This is a genomic window from Patulibacter medicamentivorans (genome assembly GCF_000240225.1).
GTDB lineage: Bacteria > Actinomycetota > Thermoleophilia > Solirubrobacterales > Solirubrobacteraceae > Patulibacter > Patulibacter medicamentivorans.
This window is the reverse complement of record NZ_AGUD01000034.1, coordinates 1-18918: the sequence shown is the minus strand read 5'-3', so window position 1 is coordinate 18918 and position 18918 is coordinate 1. Positions and strand designations below refer to the sequence as shown.

Genomic DNA, 18918 nt, shown 5'->3' with positions numbered 1-18918 from the left:
ACGGGTCGCGTTGTTGCCCCACTGCGGGTTCAGCGCGCTATCTACGATCGATTACACCGGCCCAGTCGGTTTTGTCTGTGTCCAGAATGGGCCAAGTTCGCTATTGGCCCCGTACACACGGTACAGCGTCATCGCTCGGCGCGACGTGAGTGCCACATAGCTCCCGCTCCTGAAGGTATTGGCTACGTCGTCAGCCAACGGCCCCATGTTCATCGGGCCATGGTGAGTCTTGGTGCTCCGACGAAGCAGAGAAGTTCCTCGCCCGAGACTTCCAAGCCCCTTGGCCCCGAAGAATGCGGTCAGCCACCGACCGGTGCAGCGCGCTGCATTGACTCCTCTACAGGAGTCTTCAAGCATCTGCTTGAGCACCTTGTAGCCGTCTGGCCCTTGCAGCGCTCGCGCCGTCTCGTACACCGACTTGGCCGTCCCCAACGGGTCGTTCCACGTCTGCTTCGCGACCTCGACAGTCTCCTTGCCGGCGTCTACGACGCCCTTGCCAGCATCACGACTCAGGTCGCCCCAGGAGGGCACGAGGCTACGGCGCTCCTTCGTTGCGCTACCCGATGCCTTGACTTCCGGCGCAGGGGCAACCCTCTTCAGCTTGGAGAACGCCTCATCCGCCGCGATCGTGGCATCGATCATCTGCTCCTGGCGCACCGTCTGCGCCGGCGGACTGACTCCAGCGTTCCGGAACCCGTTGTTGTAGTTCCCGACCCGCTGCTTCTCGATGCACAGCGACTTGCCGTCGCATTGCACGATGTGCCCGTCCCACTCGACCCGCGTCCCCGGATTCCCCGCCGTGAACGCATAACGACTACTCGTCAACGGATCCGCCGCCAACAACAGATCCCCCTGCGGATCGGAGAACCGATCCTGCTGCAGGAACTGCCCCAGATCCGGCCGATACGACCGGGCCTGCATGTCGTAGATCCCCGACTCCTGATCCTTGTAGAAGCCCTGGAACCGGAACGAATTCTCCTTCGCGTCCGTCCCCAGATCCTCCTCCGGCGTCACCGCATCGCGGACGCTCTCGTAGCCTACGAGGCGAGCACCGCGACGAGCACGACATCGCGCCTGAGCCTAGGCCGCCATCACCCTGCGTCCTGCTTGCGGCGCGCGTAGTCCACCCGTCGGCGACGAGCGTCGTCGAGGGCGGGAGCCGCTGACTCGTACAGCTCCGCGGCTCGCTGGCGATCACCGCCCTGCCAGGCGCGGTCCGCCTCGTCGATCACCGCCCCGAACTGAGCCTGGAGCGTCGCCGACCGCCGGAGCGCTGAACTCACGGCCTGCAGCGACTCGAAGGCGGCGTCATCTCCAGCAAGCAAGCCAGCGGCGTGAGTCTTGACCGTGTCCGCGACGCCTTGCAGGCAGCGCTGAAGCGCGGCGGGCTCCCCCGCCTGCCAGCGCGCCTTCCCCACCTCGTCGAGCGCGACCGTGGCCAGAACTTCGTGCAACGAGTACAGCTCCTCGCGGTCGAGTCGCCCGAGCTCAAGCCCTACCTGGTGCGATGCCCTCCCGTGGTAGAGGTTCACGAAGACATCGCGACTTTCCAGTCGCACGAACGTGGGCTCCGAGCGGACGACGCTGAACCCACCCTCGCTCAGAAAGGAGAAGGCCTCGCGCGCGAGGGCGGCGTAGCTAAAGCGATCGTGGGCGTCGTCCGTGCTCACCCCGCGGCCTCGACGGTCAGCCTGTGCGACCGTTGAGCAACGCCCGCGCCTCCTGGCCAAGCACAGGATCCCCAGAGAACTCCACGAGCGCAGCACGAGCCTGCGGCGCTCGCGACCGCTTCAATCCCCGCAGCAGCAGAATCCGGCTCTCGCCATGCACGGAGTCGCCAGCTAGCGCGATGAGTTCATCGACGACATCGTCGTCTGAGACCGCCGCGAGCGCAGCGGCAAGACCGTCTTTGGCATCGCTGCCCGCCGGCTCATCGCGGTAGAGCCGCATCAACGTCTCCCACCCGAACTTCGCGTCACGAACCGCCAGGGACCGCGCAATGCCCTCGCGAACCCGATCGGGATAAGGACGCCCGAGATGCTCCAGCAGGATCGGCAACGCCGCCGGATATGGCGTCGACGTGTTCACGAGATCCCACGCCGACTCGACCTCGAGCCCGGCAGCACGCAACTCCTCAGCCAACGGCACCTCCGCCGCGCGCCACTCGGCCACCTTGCGCTGAAGCTCCTCCTCGCGCTGCTGCTTGGCCTCGACCATCTTGTCGTAGCGACCCTCATCCTTCAGCAGAGCATCATGCTCGGCGAGCGTCATCGACTTCCGCCGCTTCGCTGTCACGGGATCTCCCGGATGTTGATGCGGCCCGCCGCTCTCGCATCCAGCAGCGGGCCCGAGAGCCGTGCTCCCGGCCTGACGAACAAGTCGAATGTGCGCCCAGTCTGTCGGGCGTACTGCTCAAAGTCGCGCAACTGCCGCGTATAGCTCAACGATGCCGTGTTCTTAACCTCGCTCAGCGTAACACGGGTCAGGCCATCGGGGATTCGGCCACGACCCCCGACGGTGATCCGCGCCTTGGGGCCAATGTCGTAGGCAGCCCGCACCGCGTCCTCGCCTGCCTGGCCGAGCCGCACCGCGTTGATCCCGCCCGTTCCTGCCTTTGCGGCCTCGCCGAACGCCTCGCCGCCCTCGCCGAGCTCAACCCCGAAGACCGCGCCAGCCTCCTCTCAGTCCTCGACGCCCTGCTCACCCGCACCCGAGTCCGCGCCCTCGCCAGCAGCGACGCCAGCTGAAGCGACTACTGATCGGGGAAGGAGAAGCCGCCCTCGTGGCGGCCGGTGCGGAGGTCGACGACGAACTCTTCAGCGTCGTCGCGCGGATCGGCGATGCCCCGCAGCTCACCATCTGTCGGCGCTGCGAGCTCGATCCCGTCGATCGCCAGCCTCGGCGTCCGCCAGGCCACACCGTCACGCCCGACCGCCACGACACGCCGCGGCGTCGCGAGCACGAGCAGACCCTCGGCAGTAGCGCTTCGAACCGCGACCACCGGCGAGTCCTCAAGGACCCACCAGCGCTCCGGAGCGTCGACGTCGATGAAGTAGGCATCGCCGCGAGCCACGACGCAGACCATGTTCGGCGACGGCGTGGAGTAGATCGCCGTATGAGCTGCAGCCACGCTCTCCGGAGCATTCGCCACCAGGCCCGCCCACGCGCCATGCTCAGCGAAGACCTCGATCAGGACCCCGCCGTCGACGACGCGCCCGTCACGCGCGAACTCGTGCGCACCGCCCGCAGCAGGCAACTCATCCAGGGCCTGCACGTCATAGCCCGCCGCGAACGCCAACTCGATCATTGCCCCCACTGCCATCAGTCCGGCACATCCGCCAAGGCAAGGCGATCGTCGCGCGCGAGATCGGACGGCCGAGCCGGATCAAACGCCGCGAGAAAGACCGTCGTGCCCCAGCTCCGGACCGTCCGCGCACGATAGGGCGCTCCGGCGGCCGTTCGCGGGATCGCGACCGGCACACCGATCGCACGCCGCCGAACCGCGTTGTAGAGCCCAACCGACGCACCATCCGGTGCGAACACGGCAACGCGACCTTCCCCGTCGCCAGCAAGGCCGCTCCCGGACGCCGGCAATGTCGCGGCGTTCGCTGCGCTCGCGGCCAGCAGCCCTGCCGCGACGATCGCGGTGGCGATCGAGGGCAGCCGGTTCACAAAGTCTCGGGGCCGGCTCAGCGGACCGTCAGCGAGCGACCAGCGCGCAACACGCCGAGGCTCTTCCAGCCGCGGTGCGAGCGCAACGACGGCCACCGCAACGACGAATCGATCGTCGCGGCCTCTGGAGTGTAGGGTCCGAGCACGATCACGCGGCCCGCGCACCGAACGGCGGTGTAGCGCCCGAACCGCCGCTTGTCGATCGACCGCGTCCACACGCGGCGCGAGGTCTTGTCCCACAGCACGATCCGGCGACCGCGGACCGCGCAGAGGCCACGACTCGCAAATCGCGCTTGGAGCACCCCGATGGGCAAGAACGGCAGACGGATTCTCGTAAGCCCGCGATCCCGGGGCTTGCGGACCACGACCGTGACTCCGTTGGACGCGTCGATGGTGTGCTCGTAGCCCCAGGAGAACGCGGTTCGAATCTTGGTGCGGTCGAGATCGATCGGCGCATCAAAGGGGAAGGTGCTCAGGATTCCTCGTGACGCCTTCTTGATCTGCTTGCGTTCGCTGGCACTCGGCAGTCGCCACCAGAACTTGCCGTCGGTGATGCCCCACCGCAACGCCCCGCCGGTGTAGACCGAGGTCTGCATGCTGACCCACATCCACGACCGGCCGACCGCCGAGTAGTACATGGGGTAGCCATCGGGACTGGCCTGCACGGGACAGTTCCAGTTGAACGGCAGCCCGGTCGGTCCTGGATCCCCGCAGAGGAACGACATCGTGCCGCTGCTCGGGTCCGCAACGACCAGCTGCCGAACGTTGTTGGAGCCCGAGGTGTCGCTGTTAGACGCGGCCATGAAGACGCGGCCATCCAAGATCCCGAACGGCTGGTAGCTGTAAAGCTTGCCGAAACGGTCGCGCTGCGTCGGGATCGGCCGACCGACCCGCGCCCCAGTACGCGCGTCGAATACCGACAACACGCTCCGGTCGTCATTGAAGACCGAGAACCACTTCTCCCCGTCACTCTCCAGGCCGCTCCCAGTCGCTGGCAGCTGCCCAAAGCCGGCCGCCGACGCGCCGGCGCCGACGACGCCGTTCGCCATGATGAACGCACCGACTGCGAGCAGGATTCGCGTGGTCCGACGCATACGAGTGGTCCTTGATTGACGCGGCTCTATGAGAGGCTCGCGAAGCGGTTGAAGAGGGTCGGGACCTTCATCTGGTCGTAGTGTGCCGGGTTGGTCGGTGGCCCTGACGCAGTTCGGATGTTGTACGCAGCGTCGGGAGTGGCCTCGTTGACGAGGTGACAGCTATGGTCCGGATGCTGATACGTCAGGAACTGGGTGAAGAGCACGATCCCGCTGGTGGTCTTCGTCCGAGCCCATGCGCGCTCGAGGCGATCGGCCCGGGTCTCGGCCGCGCACCAACCGGGCAGGCTCCCTGCCCCCTCTCCCCGGCCGGTCACCGGCCGTTGGTAGCAGGCCCGTGCTCGGCGATCGTGATCGCGATCGCCGCACGAGCGCCCGCCCAACCACCCCGGCAGGACCGCCAGCAGCAGCGATCGCCGCCGACCAGCTCCCGAACGCGATCGTGAACGCCCCAACCGGCGGCGCCCGCCGCTCGTCAGCCGCCCACAACAGATACCGATCGCGATGCGGCTCGCCCGAGGTCTCAGCAAGAAACCGCCGCAACGCCGCCAGCAGCTCCTCACCATCCACGGCAGGCGGCGCCGCGCGGACCCCGGCCGCCGTCAACGCCGCCGCCCACGACCCGAACCGTTCCCACACCAACCGCGACGTCGGCACATCGTCCCGATCCCCACGCCACGCCTGATACCGCAGATTCGACAGCCCAACGCCCTCCGGCAGCGCCGCGGCCGCGTCACGCAGCGCACGCAACATCGCATCATCGGTGAACACCAACGGCTTACGCGGAACCCTGGCCGCGCTCGCCAACCCCGCCAACTGCAACGCCGCGATCCACGGACTCGCACACGCCCGCACCACCACCGAACTCGGCACCGACCGATCGCACTCCTCGCGCCACGCGGCATACGCCGCCGGCCCCAACGCACGAAACGTCTCCCACGACCGCGCCGCATCACCATCCGCCACACCGACATCGACCGCGAACGCCCGCAACGCCGCAACGACCTCCGCCCGCCGCTCCGGCGTCGACCCCGTCACCGCCCCAGCCCGCCGCCGCGCCAACGCCGGGTCCAGACCAGCGAGCCGCAGCGCCGCCGTCCACGACCCGAACCGCAACGACACCGTCGAACCCGACGGCCCCGGCGGATCCTGACCAACCGCCCACCCACCGTAGACCGCCTGCGTCGGAACCTGACCCACCTCCGCCGCGCACCGACCGATCAACGCCAGCACCTCGTCGTCAGTGACGGTCTTCCGCGGACCCCGCACGACCTCCAAGCCGGCAGCGCGTAGCGCATGGCCCCAACGGCCGTCGAACGCCCCGACGATCTCCGTTGCCGTCGGCCAGCTCTCGGGCTCGGCCTGCGCCGCACGCCAACGCTCATACCCCCGGCGCGAGACATGCTGGTTGCCCACCGCCCGCACCAGCCGGATGACCTCCAACGCACGCGCTCGATCCACCGCCACGACCCGATCCTCGCACGACTCACCAGCAATTCAGCGCACCTGCGTCGAACAGATCCAGAACCGCCCCTAGGTGGGGGTCATGGCCGCCCGAGCCGAGCCTCTACCCCACCTGGCCTAGCGCAGGAGACGAGCCCAGCGAGGCCCGATCGACCCGAGCGCAACCTCCAACTCGCTCAGATGCCCATCCAGGGCGTACAGAAGTTCGTAGAGCGCACCGCTCAATGCCTCGTCGTCATCCACGTCGGCCGTGATCTCTCGGAGACCGCCGAACGTCCGTGCCTCGGCGAAGTGACGACGACGCTCAGCCTCAGCACCCGACTCTTCCGCTTCGAAAGCCCGCTCGTCAGACCGCTCCTCTTCGGCCACCGCCACGGAATGCACAGCGCTCGTGTCGACCGCATCAAGTCCAGCGCGACGAAGGAGTTCCGCTGTCAACTCCTCCCGGAGACCAAGACCATCGCCGTCGCGAACAGCGGCAGCGACCGCGTCGCCGAACTCGCGGATTTTGGCGTCGCTGGTGGACGCGAAGAGGTTGGCCCAATTGGCGAATGACATCGCGTCAGAATCCCGGTGGCGTGTTCTTCAAGGCACTGAGTGGCCGCGCTCGTGGCGTCAGTTCGCGCAACTCACCACGGATCCGACGAGCCTCTCCCTTCTGGACTCCAGGGAACGCAAACTCTTTCCCACGTGGGCGTCAAGACCAGATCGCCGGTCCGTAGTCGTTGAGCTACTGCTCCGGCGCGAGCGGAATTCCCAATGCTGCGCTGACCTGGTCGTCAATCGATCGGTAACTCGCCACGCTCCACCGGCCGATCGGTACGTCGAAAGGCGGCACCGCCTGACGGCCTTCCGCGTCCCAGTACTGTTCCCGGTCCCGTGCCTTGAACACGTGACGCGGAAGTACCTCGCCATCTCCCAGCGGCCAATGGTCCACCGTCTCAAAGTAGCCGTCTGACCACCCGAGCCGATTGGTCATGATCGGCGGAAGCAAGAGATTGCGGACTTGCGCGACCTCTCGATCCGCACCTTTGGTCACCTGCCCATCTTTGAAGACGTAGACCAGGACAAGGCCATCGGCAACTTGACCGAGGCAGGCGTCCGTGGACACCACCCGGCCGTAGTAATAGCGAGCATCCGGCATCTGGAAGGTGAACAGGTCGCCCGCGCGGAGCCGCTTTCGAGACCGCCGAAGGGGCTGCATATTGATCGGATCGTCAGTCATGGCGCTAGTGACCATTGTGCTGCATCCAGGCCTGGCCCCACGAAACCGCATCGTCGTAATAGTCGTGCCTAGGGCTGACGCTGTTGATCTTGTTTTCGTATGCCAGACCTCGGGAACGCGCGTTGACGATGCCGGCCTGCTCGATGGCACGCGCCTGTCCGCGTGTCACCGGAGTGGGTGTTATGGGCTCCAGGTCGAAGCGGTTTCTATGCTCATAGGCCCGCTTCTTGAATCGACTCGTGATACCGATGTAGATCTCTTTCCCGTCTCGATTGATACCCCGATAGACCGTGACGTTGCTGGCCCCGCCGCGAAGCTGAGCGGGAAGAGACGGCATTGCCGCCGAAGCCCCTGGCAGCGGCCTAGGCTTCGCACCATTCGCAACTCCTGCACGGCGGCGTCCACCATCGACAACAGAATCAAGGGCCTCGCCCAGTGCCTTGCCGAAGACCTTCTCGCCGACCTTGCCTATGGCACCCGTTCCGAGGAACAGCGCACAACTCCACGGCTTGCCGGGATCGCAGGTCATCGATTTGATGAACTCGCCGAGCGATTCCGTCTTCGCAGATGGCAAAGGGAATAGCCCAGTGCACGCGTAGGCAGTCACGCCGACGCCCCCCAAACAGCGCCGGGCTTCCCGTTCGCGGATGGCACGACCAGCGGAGGTGTCGCTCCAGGCGTCATTCGCAGTCGGAATGATCCGGGCAGCCACCTCCTGTGCGGCACCATTGAGGGCCCTGACGATCGAGTCTGCTCCCGATCCGCCTTGTTGCCTTCCACCGCCAGCGCCAGCCGATCCCTTCCCGGACGAGCTGCCACCGCCGACGGTGCCACCGGAGGCACCGATGCTTCCGAACACCGATCCTTCGCCAAAGTGCCCGTCGTACTCCGCCCGCGTCGCGGGGTTCGCTGCCGTGAACGAGTAGCGGCTGCTCGTCAGCGGGTCGGCCGCCAGCTGCAGGTCTGCCTTCGGATCGCTGTAGCGGTCCTGCTGCAGGAACTGACCGATGTCGGGTCGATACGCCCGCGCCTGCATGTCGTAGGTGCCGGTGTCCTGGTCCTTGTAGAAGCCCTGGAACCGGAACGGGTTGTCCTCGGCGTCCGTGCCCAGGTCCTTCTCCGGTGAGACCGGCCCGCCGTATGGGTCCGTCCGATACTCGTCGTCCTCGGCGACCTTGCCGGTGGTCGGCGACTCCAGGCCGACGACCGAGCCCTGGGCGTCGGTCTCGTAGGCCCGCCACTGCGGCACCCCGCCGTCGGTCTTGAGTCGCCCGAGCCGCTCGCCGTTGGCGGTGTACTCGTAGGTCTGGATCTTGTCGCCGTCGCGGTTCTCGCGGGTCAGCTGCTCGGTCAAGCCGAGGTAGCTGTAGTCGTGACCCTTGATATCGCTCCCGGGAGGCGTGGCCTTGGTGCAGGCCGCCCGCGCCCGCCGGAGTTGCTCGACATCGTCGCCGCCGCTCGGGTCGTCGTCGCCGCTGAGGCCGGTCACCCGCCGATCGCGGCGATCGAGCGCGTCGTAGCAGTAGGCCTGCGACGGATCCAGATTCCCGGTGTCGGACTCGTCGCTCTCGTCGTGCTGGCGCTCGCGCCCGGCGGTCAGCCGCTCGAACGTGTCGTAGGTGTACTGCACCTCGATCGGGCTGGTGCTGGTGCTGCAGCCTCCGGGTGCGGGAAGGTGCGCCGGCTCGGTCCCGACGCCTGCCGGCTCCTTCGCGGTCTTCTCGCGCCGCATCGCCGTCATCGAGCCGAACGTGTTGTAGGCGTAGCAGTCGCTCTGGGCCGAGCGCGACCCTTGGAGCCCGGTTCCCCAGGTCTTGATCTGACGGTCGCTCTTGAGCAGGCGGTCGCCGTCGTACTCGTTGCTGGTGATGACCTCGGTCGTGACGTCGGTACCACCGTCGGCGATCACGATGGTGTCGGTCGTCTTCTTCTTGCGGCCAGCGCCGTCCACGTCGTAGGTCGTGGTCTTGCCCGGGTCCTTCTCGGTCTTGGCCGGCATCAGCAGCCGATTCGCTGGAGCGGCGTTCACGTCGGGGTTCGGCCGCCGGCGCTGCCACTTCGTGAGCTGGTCGCGAGCGTTGTAGTCGTTCTCCCCGCGCTCGTCCTTCGTCCGGTTGCCGTTCTTGTCGTACTCGTAGAACCGCTTGCGGCTGACCGAGGTATCCCCCGGCTCGGTGACGTTGCGCTCGCGGATCAGCCCGGCCGTGTCATAGAACCGCTCCTCGACCGTCCGACCGCTGGTGGTCGCAGGCTTGGTGACCTGACGACGGTCGCCGGACGGCCACCACCGCAGATCAGTGGTCCGGTCCGGGTTGGTGCCGGTCGACGGCGAGTAGACACGAACGCGCGTGTTGCGGTCCAGCAGGTCGTAGCCGTACTTCGTACGCGTTCCGTTGGTGAAGTCCGTGCCGGAGACCCGACCGTCCGTCCGGACCTCGGAGATCAACGCCGGAGCGTTCTTCACGTAGCTGTAGACCGTGTCCTTGCCGTTGTCCCAGCTCTCGTTCACCGACGCCGGCCGGCCGGCCCGGTCGCGCTTGATCAGCGTGTTGCGGTCAGGCGTGTAGCCGTCGTTGGAGACCGCTTCCTCCTGGCACTGGTTCGCCGTCTCCGGGCGGACCTGGTGGTGCATCCAGTCGGTCAGCTTGGTCAGGCCCCCGGCCTGGTCGTACTCGTAGCTGAAGACCTGCTCCTCGGAGAGCTTGCTGCCAGTGCCGTCGTTGCGGACCCCGCAGCGCCAGGCCATCTGGCCGGACGGGTAGAAGCCGCGGCGGATGTCGCGAGAGCGCCCGGGCGAGCGCCAGCGCTTCTGGTTGCCCTGCTTGTCGTAGTCGTAGACGAGCCGGTCGCCCTTGACCGAGGACGGAGGCGGGTCGTCGCCCTGCGTCCAGCCTCGTTCGTTGGTCTCCGTCGGCCAGCCGGCGAGGTTGTAGTCGATCAGGGTGTCGTGGTTGTACTTGCCGCTGCCGGTACCGACCTCGTAGACCTCGCCGATCGAGCTGACGAGCCCGCGGTTGGTGTACCCGTAGGCCTGGCGCCAGCGATGGTGCTGCCCGTTGGCGTTGTCGCTGTCGCCCCACGGCAGGTTGCGGCCGATCAGCAGGCCGTCGTCGTCGTACTCGCGGACCTCCGCGTTCTTCGTCGCGTTGGTCTGGAGCGGGGTCACCCCGATCTCGTTGCCGGTCAGGTCCTCGTGCTCGGGCGTCGCGTCAGGGCCCGGGTTCTGCACGCCCTCGGGCTTGACGGTCCGCCGCAGCCAGCCGTTGCCGTCGTACTCGGTGATCGTGGAGCGCGCATCGGCGCCGTCGCCGACCGTCGTCACCCAGGGCAGGTCGCGGCCGTCGTAGCGGCGGGTCTGCACGCGATCCTCGACGCTCTGGCCCGCGCTCTTCGCCGAACCGGGCGAGACGACCTTCGTCTGGTTGCCGTTGCGGTCGTACTCGAAGGTGGTCTCCAGCGTGCTGGTGCTGCCACCGTCGTCGACCTTCTCGGTCCTCTTCAGGACGCGTCCGCCGCCGTCGCGGGTGTACCTGGTGGCGAAATCGTCGTCAGGAGTCGCATCGGTCGCGTCGCTGAACGCCCGCGGCCGGTAGTCGACCGTCGTCAGCCCATCCTCGTCGTAGTCGTGCTGCGTCTTCGCGCCGGCCTCGTCGACCTCGGTCACCAAGCGGTCAGCCGCGTCGTAGTGCCGGATCTTGGTCCCGGTCGTCGCGTCGCTGGTTCCGGCGTCGCCGTCCCAGTCCTCCACCTGCGGATTGGTGGACAGCGGCGTCACCTCGGTCTCGACGTTGCCGTTGGGATCGAAGCTCTGTGTCGTCTTCGGGCGCGCGCACCCGCTGCCACTGTCGCAGTTGGCCGGCGCCGTCACCGACTTCAAGCGGTCGTAGCTGTCGTAGCGGTAGACCGTGGCGCTCTTGCGACCGTCGATCGCCGCGCGCGTGTTGCCGTTGGCGTCGTACTGCCACGACAGATCGATCGTGTCGATGTCCTCGCCGCTGCCGGCGAGCGGGATCGTCCGCTTCGTCAGCCGCCCCACGGGGTCGTAGAAGAGGTTCTGCGTGACGTGCCCGCTGACGTCGCCCTGCGCCGTGACCCGGTTGAGCCGCAACTCGTCGTCGTAGCCGAAGCTGGTCGGGCCCTTCGCCGGAACGATGTCCGGAAGCGCCTGCGGCTCGACCTTGCCGAAGTCCCCGTGACCCGGGCTGGCTGGCAACTCGGCATCGCCGACCTGGGTCGCTTTCGGATCGTCCGAAGTCCGCTCACGGAGCGTCTGCTTGTCCTGGTCGTAGATCCAGAACGACGGACGGGTCGTCTTCGCAAGCTCACCCGTGTCGAGGAACTCGTTGGTCAGCGCCTTGCCGCGAGCGTCGACGATCAACTCGGGGTCGCCGACGGCGTTGATGTCGTAGCGGACCTTCCATGCGTCAGGATCGCCGTACTGGCCGGCGGCACGAGGCACGCTGCGGACCCGCAACTCCCCCGTGTCCCAGTAGCCGAGCTTGGTGACGAAGTCCCCGGCGGCGCTGGTCGCGTTGCCGCGGGGGCTCGTGACCTCGTAGAGCTGCCCGTCGAGGCGGCGCTTGTAGCTCGTGACCGCCATAGCGTTCTCGTCGGTACGCGTCAGGCGATCGCCCGTCGCCTCGTACTTGAACGGCTCCTTCTGCTCGACGACCTCACCGCGATCGTCGTAGACGGTGATCGAGGTCCGACCAGCCGGCGTGGTGGTACGCGTCGGCCGGTCCTCACCGTCGTAGCCGTAGTTGGTGATCAACTGCGTCGACGCGGAGGGGCTGCCGAAGGGGTTCTCGGTCTTGGACTTGAGCCGATCGAAGGTGTCGTACTCGTAGGCCGTCCGCTGCTTGGCCGGCGTCTTCGCGTTGACCTCGGCGTCGCCGATCGACGCGGCGCCGTTCGCCTTCGCGTCGCTCTCGCCGACCACGTTGCCGCGCGCGTCGTAGGCCCGCGACGTGACGAGCTTGGCCTGATCGTCAGCCGCGGCGCCGTACTGCACCCGAACCGTCGGCTCGTCGAACAGGTCGTACGTCCACGACGTGCGGTGCGCGCCGCTCCCGAGCGCGCCGAGCGGGTCGGACTGCTCCTTGACGTTGTCCGCCTTGTCGTACGAGTAGCGGGTCACTTCCGGTGTGCCACTCGTCTGCGTGGTCGGCAGGTCATCGTCTGCCTCAGGCGCATCGACGTGGTGCTCGACCGACGGCGACGTGCGCGTCGCCAGCTTGTCGGTCGCCGTATAGGTGCTCGACCCGATCTCGCCGTTGCCATCCCTCGCCGCGATGACGTTGTCGTTCAGGTCGTAGCTCGTCGCCGTCACGCGGAAGCGATCGGGGTTCTCCGCCGGGAGGATTCCCGAGCTCTTGGGAATCGCCGCCGCGACTTGGCGGTCCAGCGCGTCGTAGGTCCACCGCGCCACGAACTTGTCGCCCTGGAGCCGGGCGGCAGTCCGGACGGCGCCCAGGTCGACGGCCGGGTTGTCGGACGTCGCGAGTGGCGCCTCCGCCGCGACCGTCACGGTGGGAACGCCCGCGCGAGGGTCGAGGAGCCGGACGACGTTGCCGACCTCGTCCCGCGCGGTCGTCCACGGACGATCGCGCTGGTCGAGCCGCAGCGCGGGATCCCCGTTCCCGTCGAACAGCGACCACTCCTCATCGACCTCGGCCGATTCGCCCTCCCAGAACGATCCCGTCGCGGGGGCGTCGTCCCAGACCTTCTGGGTGTGCTTGGTCATGAGGCCGCGCGGGGTGTAGCGGAACGTCTCGTCCCCCGCCCCGTCTCGGCGCAGCTTGTACAGGTCCCCGCGATCCGGGTCACCGCCGACGACATCGCCCGGAGGCGTGTAGTCGTAGTCGGTGGCCTTGCCGTTGCGGTCGACCTCGCGGTTGACGTCGAACACGAACGGGCCGATGCCGGACGCCGCCGGACTCGTGCCGGAGTCGTCCTCGTCGGCGTTGTGGATCGTCCCCCAGTGCTCGTTGTAGCCCCAGGAACGGGAGCGGGTCGGTGTGCCCCCGGCGCCGGCCGTGCCGAAGTGCTCGGTCTCGCTTCGCAGCTGACCGAGGTCGCCCCACTCGTACTCCGTCGTCACCGTCTTCGTCGGCTCCTCCAGCGCCTCGCTGCTCCAGCCGACGTAGTTGTCGCCCGTCCAATGCTGCTGGCTGCGCCGTGGCGACGCCGCCGCCTCGTTGACCCCCTGGGTCGCCGGATCGTCGGCGGCCTGCGTCAGGTCGGTCATCCTGCCCGCGCCATCGACGGTGACCTTGTCCACGCGCGTCCGGGTCCCCTGGGCCGACGTCGCGTCGCGATCGCTCAGGACCCACGTCTCGTGCGACTGCCCAGCCGACGACGGCGCGTCGAACCGGTAGCGCCGCTCCCGGCCACCACGATCCGTCACCGCGGTCGCGAACTTGAGGTTCGGCACGATGCCCGTCCACTGCAGCAGCGGATCCAGCACCGGACCGAGCAAACTGCCGAAGGCGGACGGCGCGGCGGTATACGCGACGCTGGTCGTGTTGTTCCTCGGGTCCCTGACCGACGTCAGGTACCCGGACGTCGCGTCCAGGTAGCCGAGCTGGAACGATCGCTTCTGCGCCGCGGGACCGTTGGCCGCCTCGGTGATCTTCTCCAGCCGGTCGGAGCCGTAGGCGAACGTCGTCAGGCGTCGCTGGCCGCCCGGGAGGACCTTGCGATCCTCGATCGACACCAGGCGGCCCGCTCCCGTGTGATTCGCGTTGTCGTCGTCGTAGGTCAGCGTCCACTGCCGCGCCGCCTGCACCTCCGCCTGCGTGCCCGCAGCTTCGAGTCCGGTCTTGTCCAACGCAGCGGCGTCGCGGATGTAGCGCACGCGCTTGGTGCAGAGCAGGCTGCCGCACCCGGGCTTGGTCCCCACCGTCTCGAGCACGAACTCCATGCGGTTGCCGTGACGGTCCTGCATCCCGGTCGCCCAGCCCTCACGATCGAAGAACGCCGTGACGCCGTCGGCCCGAGTCGCCGCCCAGTACTTCGCGGACGCCGAGTTGTCGTCGAAGCGCCGCAACTCGATCTCGACACCGGCGGGCCGCTTGAACCGGATCCCCGGCTTGCTGTCGTCCCGCTCGAAGTAGTGCTGCGTGCCGTCGCCGTCGGTCAGGATGACGCCCTTGGCAAAGGCCTGCGGGTCGACCGCAGGAAGCAGGTCGATGCCACCCGGACCCTTGATCTCCAACTTCTCGTTGAGCCTGGTGAAGCCGGCCAGCTGGACCGAGAAGCCGCGACCGGCGACGGAGTAGGCCCCGATCCCCGCGTTGCCGCTATCGAGCAGGTTCGGGAACAACCCCGACGGCTCGTAGCTGTTGTAGGTCAGCCGGAGGAAGGTGTCGAGCCCGATGCCGGGATTCGACACCGGCGTGTAGGCCCACGTCGCGTTGCCATTCGCCAGGTTCACCCGCAGATTGCTGCCAGCACCGGTCTCGGTGGTGTCGTACGTCCACCAATCCTCGAACCCCAGGCCACCCACCGGCTGCCGACCCAGCTGCGCTCCCGGATCGGTCGGCGGGTTCGTCGGATCGTGGTAGACCGTGACGACGAAGCTCAGCGACTCACGATGGTTGGCGATCGTCGCCGCACCGTCGACCTGATCGGTCACCGTCACGTCGACGCGATGCTGCCCATCCCGCAACTGGCTCGCCGGGATGTCGAACGAGTACTCGACCGGGCACTCCCCCGCCGCGCACGTCGGCTGCGTGACCGTCACCGGCTGCCCATCGACCGTCACGCTGACCGTCTTGACCCCCGAGTACTGATCCTTCGCCTTGACGCTGATCTTCGTCGGGGCGCCACTGCCGGCCGGCGCCTCGGGACGCACGACCTGCCCCGGGTTCAGCTGCTCGATCGTCGGCTTCGACCTGTCGACCTTGACCGGGACCGCCAGCGTCGCCTGGTTGTCCATCAGGTCCTTGCCCGTCAACGTCACCGTGTTGGCGCCCTCGGGCAGGGCGCTGGTGTCGATGGCCTTGGAGAGGACCTTCGGGCAGCGGTTGTTGCGATCGCCCTGGTTGCCGACGCCGTTGTTCGGGTTGACGCCGGTCGGCGGGTTCAGCGACGTGCTCAAGCAGGCCGGCGGGGTCGAGGTCTGCGTCGCCATGCCCGAGGCCGCCGCCGACACCTGCGTGGAGCCCAGGCCATAGTCCGTCGCCGTGGCCGTGAAGCCTGGCGCGGTATGCACCCAGCCGGTCGGCTGGCCGGTCGTCGTCAGGTGCGGCGCCACCTGCTCGCTCATCCGGATCAACGACGAGCCGAGGTACGCCAGACCGTTAGCCGACGGCTTGCCGACCCCGTTGGAGAGGCCGAACACCGCCATGTTCGCCGGCCGCCCCGCGGTCGGCGAACTGCCGTTCCAGTCAAACGGCTGCGTCATCCCGTGGGTCCGGTACTTGTACGTGGCCGTGTTCCACATCGTGCCCTCGGCCGCGCACGTGTACATCCCCAGCCCACCGCCGTAGCCGTAGTAGGGACCAGCGGTCGTGCTGGTCGGTGTGCCGAACTTCCAGTAGGCGTTCTCGAACTGGCCGGCCGGGTAGCTCGCCGTCGTGTTGCGCGGGTCATAGATGCCCTGCTGCATGCAGCTGCCCGTGCCGCCCGCCGGGACGTGTGCCGTGTACCCGAAGTCCACGTTGATGATGTGCGCGCCCTCATCGATGAACGCCGGATCGAACGGGGCACGGAACGTCCACGTCCCGAACGTCCCCGCCGGAAAGGTCTTCGTGGAATCGCTGTAGATCGTCAGCCCGTAGCCATAGAAGCCCGTGCCCTTGGCCGTCGGGTAGAAGCTCGGCGTCGCGCTGCCGAACTCCCAGCCCGTGAAGTCGATCGCCGTGTTGCTGACCCAATAGCGCTGATCCTCGACCACGGACGGGTCGACCACGACCGGCAGTCGGATCGCGGGATCGTCGAGATCGACGGCCATCCGCATGACGTCGCCATCGAGCTTCCAATCGACCGGCACCGAGGTGCCGTTGGCGTCCGCCGCGATCGGCGCCTGGAGACGCCCAACGACCGTCCTTCCACGCACAATCTCGGCCCCCAACCGACGCTCGCCCTCACGGACCTCATCGACATCGCCGACCACGCGAATTCCCAGCCGCGTCGGGCTGCGCTTGGACCGCAGAACGAACATCCCCTGGCTCCCGCCGGCTCCCGCCGCGGTCACGTAGTCCAGGTCACGCGCCGCGTTCAACACGACCGACTTGTCCGACAACAGCTTGGCCTGGCCACCGCCGAGCGGCCTGCCACCGGCCAGCGGCACGACCCCGAACCTCGCCTCGGTGAACCACGAGCTGGCGTGGTTCGGCAGCCCGCTGGATGCCCCCAATCGACGGGCGATCCGATACTGCGACGGAACGTTCTCAGCCGCCAGCTCGTCGCCGCGAGCCTCGACCTCGGTACTCAACGGCTCCAGCGGCGCTCCCTCCTCGTCCGACGTCGGAACACGCAACGGCAGCGACGACTGCACGAGCTGCTTGCGACCGGTCTTCTCATCCTCGACCAACGCCTGCGTGCCGAGCCCGACGTAGCGCTTGACCCGCTCGCCCTTCTTCGCATCGAGCTGCGCAGTGGCCTTGCGACCGACCAGACCGGGAAGGCGCTTGCGAAGAGCCCGCAGGGCCTCCTCATCGCTCAACCCCGCCAACTCGAGCGGCCCTACCCGCTCGGCCTCGGCAATCCGCTCGCGATCCTCCTTCGCCTGGCGATCGATGAAGGGCTGCATGTCCTGCAGCTGCGGCCCCGCTGGCGCGACTGGTCGCTGCTCGTCGCCGGCCGCGATCGCGATCCCACCGACAGCGCCAAGCGACCCGACCCCCAGCCCCAACGACAGAACGACCGCTCGTGACCTGTGCAACACGACGCAACCCCTACGACCAATGGTGGACAGCGGCCGCACACGCACGTCGTCGGCCACCTCGTTCGCGCCATGCGCGCTTGTCCGCGCCAACATACTTCCACGGAGCGGGCCGCGCCAGAGACTCTGGGAACTCTAGACAGATGGTCGATCGGAAACACGGCCGACGGGGCGCCCGCCGTGGCCCGTCCCGCGCCCCGCTCAGACCGTCGGCAGCGACGCGTGGTCGTCGTACGGCAGGCGGTGCACGAAGTCCTGGCGGCTGTAGATCGCCATCCGGGTGCCATAAACGTGGTAGACGGGCCGATCCAGCGTCGCTGCGACCTCGTTGACCAGCTGGTAGACGCCGGGGTTGCTGCCGTAGTCGTCCCAGACGATCATGCCGGTCGGGCTGAGCATCCGCAGAGCGTTCGCGGTGTCGGCCTTGACGTAGTCGTAGGTGTGCGCGCCGTCGATGTAGACGAGGTCGATCTCGCCCGCGTAGGGCGAGAAATCGAAGGTCGCCGAATCCCCCCAGAGCTGGGTGATCCGCTCGGCCTCCGGCGTGTCGTGAAACGCCTCGCCGGTCGCTTCGTCCGGTCGGAAGAAGTGGTGATCGTCGGACGCCAGGTCCAGAGCGGTCGCCGATGACGCGTCCCCCAACGGGACGTCGAGGGTGAACGCGCGCATCTCGGGGCTGTTGCGCACGACGGTCCAGGTCGTCCGTCCGCGGTTGGTCCCGATCTCGAAGAACGTACGGTGGTCGAGGCCCTTCGCCAGGGCTGCGATCAGCATCCGCTGGTGGTCGTCGAGCCAGCCCTCCACGACCGCCCACATCACGAGCGGGATCTCGCGCTTCTCGATGTTGACCACCGACGGCGCGGCGAACCGCTTGGCGACCGTCCACGCGTCGCGCGCGACGTGATGGCGAAACTCGTCGCGGCGACGGACGATCCCGCGCGCGACCCCGCGCAGCGTCGGGAGCAACAGGCCCCGGTTGCGATCAAGCGTCTTCTCCGGCACGCGGCCAGCTTGCCACACAGCGCCTCGCGCAGGCCCACGCCCTTCCAAGTCCCTACGTCGGCGCCAACGCGTGAAACACCAGCGCGGCGTGAGTCGGAAACAAGAACCGGCCGTGGCGATGGACCAAGCCGCTGGCGACCAGCACCCCGACCGCCCGCCGCACCGCATCCCGCTCCGCAAAGTCGTCCGGATCGCCCACCGCCTCCCGGATCAACTCCTCATCCGTCAGCTGAATCGGGTGCAGATCCAGCAAGTGCCGCAACACCCCGACCTGCACCTCCTCATCCGGCAGCACCAGACCACCGCTAGGCTCGTCATGCATGGGAGACCTGCTCTCCTGTGCCAGCCCCGGGGACGTTCGCCGCGTCGCCCGGGGCACGTTGGTTGTCGATCCCAACGACCGTAGCTCGACCAGACGCCACCCAGCAAGCGTGCCTCAGGCCCGCACCGAGCCGTGGACGGCCGGCCGCTCGCCCGCATCCGCCCGGATCGAGCCGGAATCCCCCGGCATCTGACGATTCTCAGGCACTAGTTGTAAGGGCTAGGGACGTTGTTCCGGTCAGGTGCCGGGT

Annotated in this window: 13 protein-coding genes; all 13 read right to left on the bottom strand. The window is 67.8% G+C overall.

What is annotated here, in order from left to right; genetic code table 11:
• Positions 1–51 precede the first annotated feature (51 nt).
• The 13 genes from PAI11_RS04050 to PAI11_RS26085 all read right to left on the bottom strand — a co-directional run bounded on the left by PAI11_RS04050 (position 52) and on the right by PAI11_RS26085 (position 18668).
• Complete coding sequence (locus PAI11_RS04050) at positions 52–1014, bottom strand: RHS repeat-associated core domain-containing protein (RefSeq protein WP_040598248.1); 963 nt, start codon at positions 1012–1014, stop codon at positions 52–54.
• Positions 1015–1091: 77 nt separating this feature from the next.
• Positions 1092–1670, bottom strand: a complete 579-nt coding sequence (locus PAI11_RS04045; RefSeq protein WP_040598246.1) for a hypothetical protein — start codon at positions 1668–1670, stop codon at positions 1092–1094.
• Between the two features lie 16 nt (positions 1671–1686).
• Positions 1687–2271: a HEAT repeat domain-containing protein gene (locus PAI11_RS04040; RefSeq protein WP_040598263.1), complete on the bottom strand. Its 585-nt coding sequence runs from the start codon at positions 2269–2271 to the stop codon at positions 1687–1689.
• Positions 2272–2291: 20 nt separating this feature from the next.
• On the bottom strand, positions 2292–2588 hold the full coding sequence (locus PAI11_RS04035) for a putative toxin (RefSeq protein WP_040598244.1): 297 nt from the start codon (positions 2586–2588) through the stop codon (positions 2292–2294).
• Positions 2589–2752: 164 nt separating this feature from the next.
• A complete protein-coding gene (locus tag PAI11_RS23855) occupies positions 2753–3307 on the bottom strand; it encodes a hypothetical protein (protein WP_138974088.1) in 555 nt (184 codons plus the stop codon).
• Between the two features lie 14 nt (positions 3308–3321).
• On the bottom strand, positions 3322–3672 hold the full coding sequence (locus tag PAI11_RS26090; RefSeq protein WP_138974087.1) for a hypothetical protein: 351 nt from the start codon (positions 3670–3672) through the stop codon (positions 3322–3324).
• 17 nt (positions 3673–3689) lie between these two features.
• Positions 3690–4766, bottom strand: coding sequence for a hypothetical protein (locus PAI11_RS04025; RefSeq protein WP_040598242.1), 1077 nt, complete (start codon positions 4764–4766; stop codon positions 3690–3692).
• A 162-nt stretch (positions 4767–4928) separates the two neighbouring features.
• Positions 4929–6233, bottom strand: a complete 1305-nt coding sequence (locus tag PAI11_RS04020; RefSeq protein WP_040598240.1) for a homing endonuclease associated repeat-containing protein — start codon at positions 6231–6233, stop codon at positions 4929–4931.
• 114 nt (positions 6234–6347) lie between these two features.
• Complete coding sequence (locus PAI11_RS04015) at positions 6348–6788, bottom strand: hypothetical protein (protein ID WP_040598239.1); 441 nt, start codon at positions 6786–6788, stop codon at positions 6348–6350.
• Between the two features lie 172 nt (positions 6789–6960).
• Entirely contained in the window at positions 6961–7455 is a 495-nt protein-coding gene (locus PAI11_RS04010) for an Imm26 family immunity protein (RefSeq protein ID WP_040598258.1), read from the bottom strand.
• A gap of 4 nt (positions 7456–7459) precedes the next feature.
• Complete coding sequence (locus tag PAI11_RS04005) at positions 7460–17404, bottom strand: RHS repeat domain-containing protein (protein ID WP_138974086.1); 9945 nt, start codon at positions 17402–17404, stop codon at positions 7460–7462.
• Between the two features lie 141 nt (positions 17405–17545).
• A complete protein-coding gene (locus PAI11_RS04000; protein ID WP_170320677.1) occupies positions 17546–18346 on the bottom strand; it encodes a class I SAM-dependent methyltransferase in 801 nt (266 codons plus the stop codon).
• A gap of 52 nt (positions 18347–18398) precedes the next feature.
• A complete protein-coding gene (locus PAI11_RS26085) occupies positions 18399–18668 on the bottom strand; it encodes a hypothetical protein (RefSeq protein ID WP_040598235.1) in 270 nt (89 codons plus the stop codon).
• Positions 18669–18918: the final 250 nt, after the last annotated feature.

Coding starts and splice junctions, on each gene's coding strand:
- PAI11_RS04015 (WP_040598239.1), bottom strand. CDS start 6,788: ATGTCATTCGCCAATTGGGCCAACCTCTTCGCGTCCACCAGCGACGCC.
- PAI11_RS04010 (WP_040598258.1), bottom strand. CDS start 7,455: ATGACTGACGATCCGATCAATATGCAGCCCCTTCGGCGGTCTCGAAAG.
- PAI11_RS23855 (WP_138974088.1), bottom strand. CDS start 3,307: ATGATCGAGTTGGCGTTCGCGGCGGGCTATGACGTGCAGGCCCTGGAT.
- PAI11_RS04040 (WP_040598263.1), bottom strand. CDS start 2,271: ATGACGCTCGCCGAGCATGATGCTCTGCTGAAGGATGAGGGTCGCTAC.
- PAI11_RS04025 (WP_040598242.1), bottom strand. CDS start 4,766: ATGCGTCGGACCACGCGAATCCTGCTCGCAGTCGGTGCGTTCATCATG.
- PAI11_RS26085 (WP_040598235.1), bottom strand. CDS start 18,668: ATGCATGACGAGCCTAGCGGTGGTCTGGTGCTGCCGGATGAGGAGGTG.